The following is a 14535-nucleotide window of genomic DNA, read 5'->3' on the forward strand; positions in this document are numbered from 1 at the left end:
GTCAGTGAGGACGGGGAACGTGACGGGCGGGGCGGTGCGTCTCGCACACGCCCCGTGCCGTCCGCGTGTGCTGACTGCCGCGGAGCCTGGGCCACCACACGATCTGAGTACGCCAGGACCGAGCGCCAGGGCACCCAGGTGTCACTGTGGAACACAATCGGGCTCTGACGACCTTGTCGCAGACCGGAGGATCGGCGTGATTCCACCGTTCGCATCGGCCAACATGGCGGCAGGTCAGGGAAAAAGTGGTCCTCAGTGACACTTTCGCGCGGCACCACCACTCATGACCCGCAGCCGAGCAGGACCGAGACCATCCGGCGATGACGACTGCTCGGGAGATCGGCCGGATTGCGCCGTTGGTGGCCGGAGCACTCCGTCCGGGAGCTGACTGCGACGCGCCTCACACGGGGTGAGAGTTCCTCATCTCGATGATCGATTCCAAGGGGTGGTTCGGCAGACACGGGCAAGGACGCACGAGGTCCCGCGCGACACGCCCGCCCACCACCATCTCGCCGTCCCTCTCAACGCCGCCGCCCCGCACTCTCCGACCCCCTTCGCATCAGTCATCGAGGCGGCCGGTCCCTGGCGCGGACACCGACCAGTCGCTCCGTCCGTCAACAGCTCAGAGGCACACGAGCCTGGGCAGACCCGCCTTCGAGCCTGGGCCCCGGGTCTGGGCCGCTCGGGGGCGAGGCGGCGCGTCCGCGCGGCGCGAAACCGCCTGGCGCACGGGGCCGGTCGGGGCGCCCGTGCCTGCGCCGGGTCCTAGGATGCGAGTCAGTCACAGGGCGCTGGGCGGCGCCCGCACGGCGTTCATCCGGCGTCCACCGGGCCCTCGACGCGGCCCGCCCGTGGTGGAGCGCCCCGATTATGAGGAGCACCCATGCAGGTCACCATCGGCATCAAGCACTCTCCCCGCGAGCTCACCGTGGAGACCTCGGCCTCTCAGGCCGAGGTGCTGGCAGCACTGGCGGGCGCGTCGGCCCAGGACGTCACCCTCACCGACGACAAGGGCTCGAAGGTCTTCATCCCCGCCGGCTCGCTGGCCTACGTCGAGATCGGCGAGGCGACCCCCCGCCGCGTCGGCTTCGGGATCTGAGGGCAGGTCCGCCCTCCTCGACGGTTGTACGTGCACCGGCCTGCGATGGCTGCCGACGTCTCGGTCGCGGGAGGGCGTACAAGCTGACGTGCCAGTCAATCTCGAGAGGCGCACTGGCAGGAATAGCGGCCGAAGGTCGCAGCACACGGCCACCTGGTCGTGTGCTGCGGACCTGATCGCGATCCTGTTCTCAGAGCCCGGGGGGGGGGGGGGGGGCACGGCTCCGCACCATCCCGGACCCACGCGTCTGCACACATGCATATCTACGCAAAAGCGCATCGGTTGGGGTCCCGGTATGATGGGGCTGCGCCAGGTGAGGCAGGTTGGCGAACAGGAAAGGCGATGCGATGCCCCGCGACTACGACTGCACCCGACCATGGCGGGACCAGCTCGACGAACAAGCAATCGAGCAGATGATCAGCACCTACGCCCCCCGCGCTCTCGAACGCCTCGGTGTCGAACGGCTTCTGACGGTCAAACGCATGATCGACGAGTACCGGGCCGGCAATCTCAGCCGCGACGAGCTCGTGGTTCTCGCCGCTCATTACGACGGGCTGACCGTCGCACCCACCCCTGTAGGCGAGGACCCCGAGCCCGCGCCCGCTGAGGGCTCGTGCGGCTGGGACGTCTATATGGCGGGCAGCCACGATCTCATCGACGGCGAGCTCTATGATGAGCTGCTGTCGTCCATGAAGAGCGACGGCTGACCCGGCACTCCGTGGAACACGGCGTCGCGCCCGATACGATCGGGGCATGGCGCCAGGAACTGACCCCGCGGGCAGCGCACAGGATGCTGCGGCACGACACTACGCCGTGCTCCAAGCACTGCGCGACCGGGCAGGCGGCGACCCGCTCCGGGCCGACGCACCGACAGCCACGATCAACAACCCTCGCTGGTTCTCCCACGCGAACGGGATGCTGGTCCCTCGCCATGCACGTAGCCGGCTGCACCAGAGGCTCGCCGCTGAGATCACGTCTGCCGGCCAGCCGGCGCCACCGGGTGCCAGACCTGTGGCGATCCTTCTCGCGGGTCCCCCCGGATCGGGTAAGTCGACCAGCATCGACGACGTCTTCTCCCGTGGGGACAGGGCGATCACCGGCGGCTTGACCCGTAGCGAGTTCACAGTCATCGACGCCGACTCGATCAAGGGCAGGCTGATCGATGTCGCCCGTGCTGACGGCTCTCTCGAGGCCGAGATCAAGCCCGCGGCGGTACGCGCTCTTGAGGCGCACGGCGAGCACTTCCACGACTTGGACCTGTCCTCGCTCGTGCACGAGGAGTCATCGATGATCGCCAGGCTGGCACGCTCGGACGCGATCGCTCAGCGCAAGAACATCCTGCTCGACCAGGTCTGCTCGTCTCCCACGAAGACAGCCGATGTTGTCTCACAGCTCGACGCCGCCGGCTACTCGGTGCGCGTGGTCGAGATCCACGCGACGCGGGAGTTCTCGCTCGAGTCAACCTTTGGTCGCTACGTCGCCGCTGCCGCACAGGACGGGTCGGCACGGCGCGTGCCCACTGAGGTGGTCGAGTCCGTCTTCAATCCTGACGGCTCCTCGAGACCGCGCGAGGCTATCGAGTCGCTCGTGGCCTGCCGTCCCTCGAAGGTGAGCGAGTACCGCCGCTACGAGGCGCGGGTGCTCGCCAGGCCTCCGGTACTCGTCGAGACCGGCACACGCACCTCAGATGGGAGGGTGGTTCGACGCCGTGTGGACGCGCCGGCTCCCGAGCGGAGCACATCCCGTCCCAGGCGGACCAAGGACGAGGTGCTGGCTGGCCAGCGCGACCGCGCGCGGGCCCTGGTCGATGGCGCTCGCCGGGCGCGACCCGCCGGCCGGCACGGACCGGCGCGCTGACAACACGGGGTGACAGATTTTTGAGTGTGCACCCGATGAAGATCGCCGCGATCTGGGTGCGACCCGGCCACGGGTCGGATGATCACCAGAGGCACGTGCCCGTGGTACCCGCACTCGGCTCATCCGGCCGGCGCTGATCACACCGCCGGAGGATCTCGACGGACGCGTCGCCCCAGGACGTCACCCTCACCGACGACAAGGGCACGACGGTTTTCATCCCTGAGCGGCTCGTTGACCTAGGTGGAGATCGGTGAGGCCGAGCGTCGGTTCGGCATCTGAGGCCAGGTCGCCCCCCTCCCCTGGGCGCACGGTCGCGCTGGTCTGGTGCATGCCACACAGTGGTATGACGCCATCCCCAGTTGCTCACCCGCGCTTCTCCCACCGAGGCACGGAATCGGGGGTGGGTGTGAAGGCACCATGGTGCCTTCACACCCACCCAGCCCCATGAAAGCGCCAGCATGACGAGGGGCTGGAACTGTTCAACCAACACAAGGACTACGCGCAGCGCAACCTACCTCAATGAAGCGCAACCCCCGAAGGGGCTGCAACTGCGGCCAGGAGGAGGTCGTTGTCGAGGCGGCCTATGAGCCTCAATGAAGTGCAACCCCCGAAGGGGCTGCAACCCTCCGCGGCGGCGACCTGGGCCGCCGGTTCATGATGCCTCAATGAAGTGCAACCCCCGAAGGGGCTGCAACATCTCATTCGACCCGACCAAGATGAGTGGTGAGCGCCTCAATGAAGTGCAACCCCCGAAGGGGCTGCAACTCGCAATCTGGATGTTGCGTGCCTGCTCCTCGCCGTCGCCTCAATGAAGTGCAACCCCCGAAGGGGCTGCAACTCGTCCACCCGGGCGCCGCGGCACAGCGTGCGGCTGCCTCAATGAAGCGCAACCCCCGAAGGGGCTGCAACACGTCCTTCGTCGTCGCCTCCAGGTAACCCTCCCGGCCTCAATGAAGCGCAACCCCCGAAGGGGCTGCAACCGTCGTCCTGACCGCAGCGATGTGGCTCATCGGACGGCCTCAATGAAGCGCAACCCCCGAAGGGGCTGCAACGGCGGAGATCGACAAGCTCCAGTCTGACGGCGTGCCTCAATGAAGCGCAACCCCCGAAGGGGCTGCAACTCCCCCTTTTCGAGGGCCTCGCGGAAGTTGCCGGTGCCTCAATGAGGTTTTCTCACCGGGGTGGGGCGTGCACCCGGCCTGATCGTTGGGATGCTGGGGGAGGGTGCGTGTCGTGTGGGGGTGCACGCGGGGAGCGCATCCAGGATGGGTTCTGACCAAAGAAGCACCCCTGAATGCGAGGTCCCCGCATGCTGTCCTATCGTGCCACCCTTGACGTGCCATCCGCTACCGCCCGAACCGTGTCAGCCTGGCTGGCGGCTCACCGCCGCTGGCACGACATTCGGCCTCATCAGAGGGCGGCGACGCCCTGGGTGCAGGCTGTGATGGTGCTGCGCTGGCTCAACGAGGCCACCAGCATGCGCACCCTGGCCCGAGACGCCGGCATCTCGATCGCCACCGCCTACAGGTACCTGCATGAGGCCCTCCAGGTCATCTCCTCCCAGGCCCCTGACCTGATCGAGGTCATCACCCAGCTGCGCCACAAGGGTGAGCCTTTCGTGTGCCTGGATGGCACCCTGATCCGCACCGACAGGGTCGCAGCCCGCACCGAACGGGGCAACCACTCGTGGTACTCGGGCAAGCACAAGGCCTTCGGGGGCAACGTCCAGGTCATCACCGACCACACCGGATTCCCGGTGTGGGTCTCGCCGGTCGAGCCGGGCTCGACCCACGACCTGACCGCTGCGCGCGCCCACGCGCTGCCCGCCCTGTACAAGGCCGCCTCCCAGGGCATGCCCACCCTGGCCGACAAGGGCTACATCGGCGCCGGCATCGGCGTGCTCACACCCGTCAAGGGCGCCAGACCCTGCCCCGACGACGCCACCTACAACCATCTGCACGCCAGTCTGCGCTCGCCTGCCGAGAGGGCCAATGCCATGCTCAAGCACTTCAAGGCCCTCCAACACGTCACCCTCGACCCGCACACCATCACCCACATCACCGCCACAGCCCTCGTCATCATCAGCCTCAACAAACAACCCCGGTGAGAAAAGCTCAATGAAGTGCAACCCCCGAAGGGGCTGCAACCCGACCACATCACTCCGGTTGCCGAGGGAGGAGCCATGCCTCAATGAAGCGCAACCCCCGAAGGGGCTGCAACCCGGCGCAGACGGCGACACGATGCGGGCGGCGTCGCCTCAATGAAGCGCAACCCCCGAAGGAGCTGCAACCTGGGGAGCGGACGGACAGTCCCATCAGGGTGTCGTTGAGCCTCAATGAAGCGCAACCCCCGAAGGGGCTGCAACGGGTGACGGCGCCCTTTATGCGGAGTGCGAGGTGCCTCAATGAAGCGCAACCCCCGAAGGGGCTGCAACCGAGCCACGCGACGCAGATCCGGGGCGTGTAGTCGCCTCAATGAAGCGCAACCCCCGAAGGGGCTGCAACATGCGTGGGACTGCTCTGGCCTGGTGCAGGCAGCGCCTCAATGAAGCGCAACCCCCGAAGGGGCTGCAACCGGCGGACCTGTGCGCCCTGTGCGACAGTGAGGCGCTGCCTCAATGAAGCGCAACCCCCGAAGGGGCTGCAACCGCGAGGACGTCCACCACATAGGCGTACACCGTGTAGCCTCAATGAAGCGCAACCCCCGAAGGGGCTGCAACTGTGGTGGCCGCTCAGGACGCTGCCGACACGATGGTCGCCTCAATGAAGCGCAACCCCCGAAGGGGCTGCAACAGGTTGGCGATGGTGGCGTACGTGGCGTTAGCGGTCGCGCCTCAATGAAGCGCAACCCCCGAAGGGGCTGCAACGCCGCGGATCGCATGAACGCCGGCTTGACCGTGACTCCGCCTCAATGAAGCGCAACCCCCGAAGGGGCTGCAACGACGACGGCTTGACCGAGAACGTGGACTGGCCGATGCCTCAATGAAGCGCAACCCCCGAAGGGGCTGCAACGCGGCGGTCCCACGTCCCGGACGCGTCGTGCGCGGAGCCTCAATGAAGCGCAACCCCCGAAGGGGCTGCAACGCCTGAGAGCCTACGAGGAGCAGATCATGGCTTCGCCTCAATGAAGCGCAACCCCCGAAGGGGCTGCAACTGGGCCTCCGACACCTCGGGCAGCTCGAGGAACAGGCCTCAATGAAGCGCAACCCCCGAAGGGGCTGCAACTGGGCGACGCTCGCCTAGTCCCGGCGTGCGGCTTGCCTCAATGAAGCGCAACCCCCGAAGGGGCTGCAACCTGTACGGCCCACGAGGGGCCGTGAGAGGTGGGCCGGCCTCAATGAAGCGCAACCCCCGAAGGGGCTGCAACGTGGATCTCGACTTCCTCAACAGTCAGCAGGCTGTGCCTCAATGAAGCGCAACATCGGCGCGCTGGCAGTCGCCGTGGCTCAGGCCATTCAACAGTCAGCAGGCTGTGCCTCAATGAAGCGCAACCCCCGAAGGGGCTGCAACAGCGAGACACTGAAGGCCTCGCGGACATAGAGCTCGCCTCAATGAAGCGCAACCCCCGAAGGGGCTGCAACCAGATCGCATGAACGCCGGCTTGACCGTGGACCTGCCTCAATGAAGCGCAACCCCCGAAGGGGCTGCAACTGCTCGGGCGGGAGGTACCTGCCTGCCCCGCGGCCGCCTCAATGAAGCGCAACCCCCGAAGGGGCTGCAACACCATCGTAGGTGCGCCCCATACAGACCGGTCCGTGCCTCAATGAAGCGCAACCCCCGAAGGGGCTGCAACAGATGACGCGGGGGCGTACGTCAGCGGGAGCGGGCCTCAATGAAGCGCAACCCCCGAAGGGGCTGCAACCCAAGGGTGACTCCGTGTTCTGGTTCGCCCGCGAAGCCTCAATGAAGCGCAACCCCCGAAGGGGCTGCAACCCCGGCGGCGATCGCGGAGCACTTAGAGGACTTGGTGCCTCAATGAAGCGCAACCCCCGAAGGGGCTGCAACCAGATCGAGAAGTACCAGAACAAGCCGTCTCAAGGGCCTCAATGAAGCGCAACCCCCGAAGGGGCTGCAACCGACCACATCATACCCCGCCGCATCGCGCGGATGTCGAGGGGCCACGCGAGCGCTCGGTCCTCGGCGGGTGACGGCGCCGGTCCGCCGTGCGCATCTCAACCCGACAACAGCGCCGTTGCAACGATCTCCTGGCGGCGAGCGCTCCCCGGGGATCCGCGTAGCACTCGAGCGCTCGCGTCAGGCGATGAGGGGACCGTCCGGCGTGATCGTCCGGGTCAGTCCCACGTAGGAGAACCGCGCCGCGTCGACCGATGAGAGCAGACCCACGTCACACAGCAGGATGGAGTCTTCCTCGGGGTCGACAAGACCATCGAGCTCACCTCGCAAGCGGAGAAGCTTAGCAGGTGAGGCATCGACGACGAAGACTGAGTACTGGATTCGATCCCCGTACTTCAACAAGCACTTCGCGACTCTGGCTCGACGTCGATCAGACGGTACGTCATATGCCACCAGAACACGTCTCACATCGTCACGCATCAGCGCACCGTGACTCCCCGATACGAGGGCTGACTTCCGTCAATGCACCCCAGGACGAGCCTGGCCTGCACTTCGATCGCCCGACGCCAGGTGACGTGATAACCAAACACAGGATGCCGGAAGGAGGTCTCGACTCGCCTCTCGAACCCGGCGATCAACTGCTTGCGTCCGCGGTCGCTCAGCCTGCACGCCCCCATCATGTCTACGAAATCGTCTTCGCCGAGCTCGCCGTTGCGCAGCGAACGCACGACTACGGAATCAGCCACCGGCGCCCTGAATTCCTCCATGAGATCCAGTGCGAGCGCCGGCTTGTTCCGAGAACTGGAATGAAGGAAGCCGGCATGAGGATCAAGTCCACAGGAGACGCAGGCACGCACACAGTCCCCGAGAAGCAGTGCGTACGTGTAGTCGAGAGCTGCGTTGACTGGATCGGGTGCCGGCCGTCGATGCCTTCCGGACCATCGCGCGGCGGCAAAAGACGCAGTGTTTCCGGACAGCATGGTGCCGAACGCGCCGAAGTAGAGCCCCGCAGCCTCGCCCTCAGCACCCATCACCTCAACAAGGGACCCGGATCGTAGCACTTTCCGTTGAAGTTCTCGCATCCGCTCGACCGCCTCGAGGGCGTCGCCGTTGCGACGCAGCAACGTCGCCTGGTTGGCGATCTTCGCCGACACGAACTGCTGGGCAATATCCAGCCGCCCTTCCGCGCTCGCCACGTGCTGCTGCACCCGTTGCAGTCCGTTTGGAGAATCAGCCCCGTTCGCCCACCCCACCACTCGCCCAGACCAGGAACACCACACCAGGGTCCTGTTCCTCCAGCACAACTCACGAATAAGCGCAGAGGAGACGTCGACATTGCCATGCACGACAAGCCCTAGCACCCGCTCGATCGGAACGCTCAACAACTCCTCTCCCGACTTCGTGACCTCAAGACGCCCGGCCCGAAGCGAGGCGCGCGATCCAGCCGTCGCCGCATGCACGATCTGCGAGTCAGGATCCTGCACAACAACTCGACGCCTGACCGCCTCATAGCGGCGCTCGTCCGGAAGGCATACCGACGCATGTGAGCACCACTCACACTGCCGTGAGTTCTCGAGAGGCGCAGGTGCTCGATTCTGGGCGACGATGTGGCGAGTGTGCTCCACGGCGTTTCTTGCCTCGAGGTAGTCAGCGTCGGTGAGCGCCACCTCAACGCGACGCCGATGCCCCGTGAAGTAGACTTCAGTTCCATCGATCTCGAATCCCATCTCCTTCAGGCACAGCACCTGAAGCGCGAGTTGAAGGCGATTGGCTCGCGTGACCTCTGGTCGACGACGAACAGGGGTCGCCTTGTACTCCACCACGGTGACGGGACCGCCCGTCACTCCTTCAACGACGTCGCATCGCCCAGAGAGGCCCAGCTCTTCAGAGCGGACGTCGACAGCACGGTGCTCCGATGGTCGGCTGTCCTCCCGTCGATCAGCGCGGCGGTGCGCATCGCGCCCGGCTTGCATCTGCATCGTGTCGGTGTTCTCACCGACGGACTCGAGCCAGGCACGCCGCGGACAATAGACGGAGTGGATGACAAGACTGATCGGGATCGGATCGACAGACAGCCGCGCCTCCATGACAGGTCCCCCTTGACAGCATCCTCAACAGATCAGTACTCAGTGAACACCGTGAGGTGATCGAGCAAGCCCACCAACACGCATCGATACCGAATCGTCACTCACCACCGTGCACTACCCGCCCCGGAGGGACACATTCTGACCCCAGGGCGACGACCCTTATCCCGCGATGACCAGGACATCCCCCACACCGAGGTACCGTTCGGGCGCATTCGAGCTGCCAATATAGTGAACGCGATGGAGCGCCAACGCCCGAGCACCGTGGCGTACGAGCCACGCCCTGGCCGATCGGCCCTCGTTCGCTACCGCGTTCACCAGCTGACCCGATGCCAGGACCGCTCGCCACCTGGCCAGGCTGTACCCGCCAACCATCAGGGGAAGCACGATGCTTTTCACTCGGTACTCTCCCACAGGAATCGCTCCGGCAGTGACAGCGCAGTGCTCGAGCCGCGGAACAGTCGGAAACGATGCCAGCCCCCACAGGCCACACCACGCCAGGGCGCTGTCAGTGAACTGAGGCCTGGTGAGTCCCGTTGCCGTCCGAGAGTCCGATGAGCGTTTTTCCCGATAGGCCTCATCGCGCACTACTTTTCCCGTCAGGCCGTCACAGACTGCCTCGGTATCGCGCTGCGAGACGATCGAGACCAGGGAACGCATTCTATTTCTTACAAAGTCCTCTCCCCTGTTCCTCGTTTTCATCTCCCATCGGCTCGCCCCATAGTCAGGACATTGTACTCCGTTTCTGTGAGACCAGTAGGATGGTTCACCCAACGCACCAATAAGATCGAGCGCACCCGCACACCCAGCGGATTCAATGGTCGCGTCGATCACCTCATTGCGCTCATCCTGAAGAGAGAGCCACTCACTGTCTCGACCCGGCTGCTTGATGCGAGGACTGAGAACCGCGGCCTTGCCCTTCCATGGTGCAGCATCTAGATCTTGCTGCACCCAGCTCTCCGGATTCATGCATTCCACGGCGTGTCGACGGACATGCTCGCAGATATCCAAAGTAGTGAGATGCTCCGCCTCGATCGCCAGCCGCGGTTCCTCGGCATCGGTCCATCCGAGCCGCACGCCTTCCACACCGCTATGCTCGAGGATGTGCGCCAGCCCGAGTCCAGCGAAGGTCGTCAGTGCACTGTTGATACTACCTGCAATATACATGGTCGCTCACTTCCCCTCAGCGGAGATCGAACAGTCGACCGCACGCAGGAGGGCCTCCATATAGGCGCACCCCCAGTGCCCCCACACCCGATCGGTGCGCGCGATCAGTGCCTCCCACTCACCTTCGCCAAGGAGCTCCCCCAGAGCGGTCTCGTGATGCGGCCCCGCAGTGGTCGGGTCGTGGTCAAACAGGGGTCGACCACGACCGTGGCTGGTGCCGATCAGACGCGCGACGAGGTCCCGCGTGTCTCTCGGCACCCCCGTCCCAGGCACTGTCGCCTCCCAGTAGGCGGCGGCAGACGCCACTTCATGGCGCCATCCGGCTGGCAGGCCAGCCTCGACCCACGCGCGTCGTACAGGGCGTCCGGGGCGCAGACGGCTCTTCGCACGGGCCTCCCCGTCAGCCTCGAGGAGTCGTTGGAACCGATCGTCCCTCTTGCCGATGTCATGCCACCCACCCGCTTCCTTGAGGATCTCGCGCACGTCTGCGCCCGTCCCGATCAGCTGAGCCAGGCGGTGCGCCCGGTCAGCCACGTCCCGGTTGTGATCAGCAAGCAGCACTCCAGCGACCGGTGAACAGGTCGACCGTTCGTCGGAGTCGTCGTCCACGACCAGGCCACGACGAACAACCAGCCACTGCGGCTCATCGGAGCCGTCCGAGGGCGTCGCCCATTCCCACAGGCAGTCGGGGAAGTGCTCCTCACGCTCCTCCTCGGACAGCTGGGCGAGCTGTCCGAGCCGCTCCGGGTCGGTGACGACATCGACAACACCGGCAAGCACGCTAGCGGGCACGGGTTCTGCGCAGTCCCGGCCGTCGGCTCGAGCCACCCCCTCGGTGAGGAACGGGATCGTCGCGTCCACGATGAGCGTGTCACCGGGACGCAGGAGGCGCTCCGCCTCCTGCGACGTCTCATGGGCCATCATGTGTGAGGCCACTGCGAGCTCCCACTGCGCGACAGGCTCACCCCCGCGCCACAGGACCGAGGCAGTCCGCGCGAGGTCCGGATCATCGAGAATCCTCTTGACAAGGCTCCGGGCCTCACCGATCGGTATCGGAAACGCCTCGCAGTCCTCGGGAGGCACCTTCTTCACGAGCTCCAGCACACTGCTGCCGTCAACCAGGGCCAAGAGGTCGCGCACAACGACGCCGACGTTCTCCACCTCCCGCTCCAGATCGTCGCGGATCCACAGGTCGAGCTCGGGCTCGGCGACCAGGTCCATGGAGGTCTTCGACCACAGGTCGACGTCCCACGGCTCCGGGCGCTGCCACAGCACCCTTGTGGGAGCCTCAGGGTCGGGCGGGTTCTCCGCGATGTCAAGGGGCGAGGCCGATCCGGCAACCTGGCGCGCCAGCACCCACCGACGCCCCTTGTCCAGATCCGTCGCCCGGTAAGGAAGAGCATCCTTCGTCAGTTTCATGTCCTCAGACGGCCCGATGACGACAACCCGGGACCTCTCACGCAGACCGAGGCGATTGACGCGACCGAGTCGTTGGGCGATGGCACTGCCTGAGGCGAGCTCGGTCACCATCCCCGCCAGGTCGATGTCCACCCCGACCTCCACCGTCTGGGTGGCGACGAGGACATCGACACCTTCCGCGCCGGCGGTGGTGAACAGACCCGGCACCTCACGACGGAGCCGCTCGAGGTCCCAGGGACGCATCCGTCCCACCCAGACCGTGCAGCGAAGGCCCTGCGACCTCAGCGTCTTCGCGACCTCCACCGCGGTCGACACCCGGTTGACGACACATCCGACGGTCCGCGGCGCCGGGTCCGCCTGCGCCCGCACCCGCTCGACCTCAGCGCTCACCTGCTCAACCACCCTGTCATAGAAGGCACATTCCTGCCTCCCACGACCCGGCGGCCAGGCTTCTTCCCCGTAGGGGAGGTAAGTGATCTCCTTGCGGCATCGCATACGCCGTGCGAGACGCTCATCGTCCTCGATGGATGCACGAGTCACACCTGCGGTGCTCGCCGCCCGGCTCGACGGCGTCGCCGTCATCTCGACGACGGCCAGGCCCGGGACGCCAAGAGCCTCAGCCCCGTTCGCCGCGAGCGCTGCCACACGGCGCGCCGTCACGAGCACCTGCCGGTTGAGATGGGCCTCATCAAGAACTACGACCGCGTCCGTCGACAGGAGCCCGGCCAACCGAGGCCTGGCGAACCGTGACGCGCCATAGGAACGGAACAGCAGGCTCGACACCCACATCGCCGGGGTCATGCACAGGATCGCGCATGCCTCCGGAGCGTTGAGCCACTGGCTGTCACTGACCAAGGCGCCCCGCATCGTCGTGACGACCAGTGGGCGACGATCCTGTGCCTCAGGCGGCCTGAGGCCGACGAGCGCGTCCCGGACCCGCCCCACCACGCTCGTTTCACCGTCGGGGGTCTGCTCCAGCAGGCTGAGCAGATCGTGGGCCCGCTGCGCATGGGCGTCGGTGATCGCCCGACGGTTGACCACGACCGCCAGGCGGCGGGGCAGCCGCGGCGCCAGCCCCAGCGCGGCCATCGCGGTGGCGAAGACGTGGATCTCCACCACACTCGACTTCCCGGCGCCCGTGGGCGCCGCGATCTGCTCCGGCCAGGCGCCCTCGGTCACCAGTGCCTCGAGCAAGGCCGTCTGCCAGGAAAACGGTCGGATCCCAGGCCCGTGGACGGCCTCGAAGAAGTCTGCGAACTCCTCGACGGCGATCACGGCCGCCTCCCCTGCGCCACGGCGGCCAGCTCCTCAGGAAGATCCACTGGAATGAGCAGACCGCCGCCCAGGTGCCGGCTCTGCCCCATGACCACCAGGGCGGTGGGGGCGATGAGGTCACCGGCACTCAACAACGCCGAGTAGGGCTGGGCGACCATCCCTTCGGGCATGCGATGGGCGTAGTCAGCGGGCCGGGCGGTCAAGCGCTTGTACCACATGACCGAGGCACCGTGGTCCCGGACACGGGACACCAGCTCGCGGTAGGCCCTGCCTCCGCGCTCGGCCACGCCCAGGTCGTCTCGGTACACGAAGCCCAGTGAGAGCAGGATGGCATCCTCGAAGGTCCAGTCGCCCCGCTGCTTGGTCACCTCGGGGACCGCCGCCGGGGTCGGTGACCAGAGGCGAACGGTTCCCGGGGGCGAGGGCGTCCAGAAGCTCCCGGCCTCGACGACTGCGTCGACTGGTCGGACCACAGCACCGCCCCACCGCGAGCGCAGGAAGGACATGCCCGCCAGAGCCCTGCGCACGACCTCGGCGTCATCGTCGGAGATATCCCGGGGCAGCATGACAGCGAAGGCCCCCCGGTCGCCGACCAGCCCGCGGTGACGGGACAGGACAAGGCTGCTTGGGGACAGGTACTGGATGGCGAGCCTGTTGGAGGGTATACGCGCGTCCGCGGGGTAGCGTCCCGTCACGACCGCGGGGGCGCCGTCTCCGATCCGCTTGACCAGGGCACGGTGAAACGCTACGCACCAGCCAAGGCGCCGGTGAGGGGCGATATCGGCCTCATCGGTGTCCTCCTCGATGGAGACAAGAAGGACCTCGCCCCATGGTGAGCCTCCCGGGTCGCAGGAGATCGGCTCGTACCGCAGGGTGCGGAGGCATTCTGTGGTCACGGGGAAGACGCGGACCTCGTCGGCTGAGGGCCTGAACCGGTCCTGCGGCGCAGTGGGCGGCTTGGGTGGCCTGGCCAGGTCATGGGCGCGCTGGAGTGCGTCGATCCGTCCAGGGGCGGCAACGTGCACACGGAGCCCTCCCGGGGTGAATGCGGTCGCACCCGTGTCCAGACGCCAGGTTGGTTCCACCTCGCAGATCTCCATGACGACAGGACTGTCGTTCTCCCCAAGGCAGGGGACGTCCTCGCACAAGGTCTCCAGACCGTGACGGACCTCCCCGGGCATGAGGTCCCAGGTCCACGTGATCGCCGAGCCCACCGCAGCACCATCCGACACAGTCGTCGCCTGCTTCTTAGGCGCCTTGGTGTTGTTCGCGATCGTCCCGGTCTCGCGGTAAGCGACGCGATCCCCTTGGGAGCTGCTCACGGGCAGCGCCTCGGGCAGGCGCATCCCGGTCGGCGGGTTGGCCTCCAACCAGCGCAGCGCGTGCAGATGAGCTGGATCCGGTCCTCCGTTCTCCGTGGCCCGGCTTCCGGTCAGCGCCGCACTGACCAGGGCCGAGAAGAGCCGGGAGGGTGAGGGCAGTGTCTCCGGGCTGCCGTCGGCTGCGTGCCCGTGATACACACCCAGGATGAAACGAGCGGTGATTCCTACCGGGCTCATCT

General features: G+C 66.4%; 9 protein-coding genes and 3 CRISPR repeat arrays. Of the genes, 4 read left to right on the top strand and 5 right to left on the bottom strand.

Features of this window, described 5'->3' with window-relative positions; translation table 11 throughout:
* Positions 1 to 883: 883 nt before the first annotated feature.
* The 4 genes from EL245_RS04415 (at position 884) to EL245_RS04430 (ending at position 5063) form a co-directional block, all read left to right on the top strand.
* A complete protein-coding gene (locus tag EL245_RS04415) occupies positions 884 to 1099 on the top strand; it encodes a DUF3107 domain-containing protein (protein ID WP_126382034.1) in 216 nt (71 codons plus the stop codon).
* A 347-nt stretch (positions 1100 to 1446) separates the two neighbouring features.
* Entirely contained in the window at positions 1447 to 1806 is a 360-nt protein-coding gene (locus EL245_RS04420) for a hypothetical protein (RefSeq protein WP_126382035.1), read from the top strand.
* Between the two features lie 46 nt (positions 1807 to 1852).
* Positions 1853 to 2956, top strand: a complete 1104-nt coding sequence (locus EL245_RS04425; RefSeq protein WP_126382036.1) for a zeta toxin family protein — start codon at positions 1853 to 1855, stop codon at positions 2954 to 2956.
* Positions 2957 to 3469: 513 nt separating this feature from the next.
* Positions 3470 to 4078: direct repeats of the CRISPR family, unit length 36 nt; unit sequence GCCTCAATGAAGCGCAACCCCCGAAGGGGCTGCAAC.
* 187 nt (positions 4079 to 4265) lie between these two features.
* Positions 4266 to 5063 carry a transposase family protein gene (locus tag EL245_RS04430; protein WP_126381755.1) on the top strand — a complete coding sequence of 266 codons (798 nt, stop codon included), beginning with the start codon at positions 4266 to 4268 and terminating at the stop codon, positions 5061 to 5063.
* A 4-nt stretch (positions 5064 to 5067) separates the two neighbouring features.
* A CRISPR array of direct repeats spans positions 5068 to 6323; the repeat unit is 36 nt; unit sequence GCCTCAATGAAGCGCAACCCCCGAAGGGGCTGCAAC.
* Between the two features lie 106 nt (positions 6324 to 6429).
* A CRISPR array of direct repeats spans positions 6430 to 7031; the repeat unit is 36 nt; unit sequence GCCTCAATGAAGCGCAACCCCCGAAGGGGCTGCAAC.
* Positions 7032 to 7209: 178 nt separating this feature from the next.
* Here the strand turns inward: EL245_RS04430 and cas2 are convergent.
* The 5 genes from cas2 to csb2 all read right to left on the bottom strand — a co-directional run bounded on the left by cas2 (position 7210) and on the right by csb2 (position 14533).
* Positions 7210 to 7509 carry a CRISPR-associated endonuclease Cas2 gene (gene cas2 / locus EL245_RS04435; protein WP_197719443.1) on the bottom strand — a complete coding sequence of 100 codons (300 nt, stop codon included), beginning with the start codon at positions 7507 to 7509 and terminating at the stop codon, positions 7210 to 7212.
* The gene (gene cas1, locus EL245_RS04440) at positions 7509 to 9116 is read right to left on the bottom strand and encodes a CRISPR-associated endonuclease Cas1 (RefSeq protein WP_126382038.1); all 1608 of its coding nucleotides are present in this window, start codon (positions 9114 to 9116) and stop codon (positions 7509 to 7511) included. Before cas1 ends, cas2 begins: the two co-directional genes overlap by 1 nt.
* Before the next feature lie 159 nt (positions 9117 to 9275).
* A complete protein-coding gene (locus EL245_RS04445; protein ID WP_126382039.1) occupies positions 9276 to 10280 on the bottom strand; it encodes a hypothetical protein in 1005 nt (334 codons plus the stop codon).
* Positions 10281 to 10286: 6 nt separating this feature from the next.
* The gene (gene cas3g / locus EL245_RS04450) at positions 10287 to 12974 is read right to left on the bottom strand and encodes a type I-G CRISPR-associated helicase/endonuclease Cas3g (protein WP_126382040.1); all 2688 of its coding nucleotides are present in this window, start codon (positions 12972 to 12974) and stop codon (positions 10287 to 10289) included.
* Positions 12971 to 14533, bottom strand: a complete 1563-nt coding sequence (gene csb2, locus EL245_RS04455; RefSeq protein WP_126382041.1) for a type I-G CRISPR-associated protein Csb2 — start codon at positions 14531 to 14533, stop codon at positions 12971 to 12973. Before csb2 ends, cas3g begins: the two co-directional genes overlap by 4 nt.
* Positions 14534 to 14535: the final 2 nt, after the last annotated feature.

It is taken from the genome of Actinomyces howellii (assembly GCF_900637165.1).
Taxonomy (GTDB): Bacteria; Actinomycetota; Actinomycetes; order Actinomycetales; family Actinomycetaceae; genus Actinomyces; species Actinomyces howellii.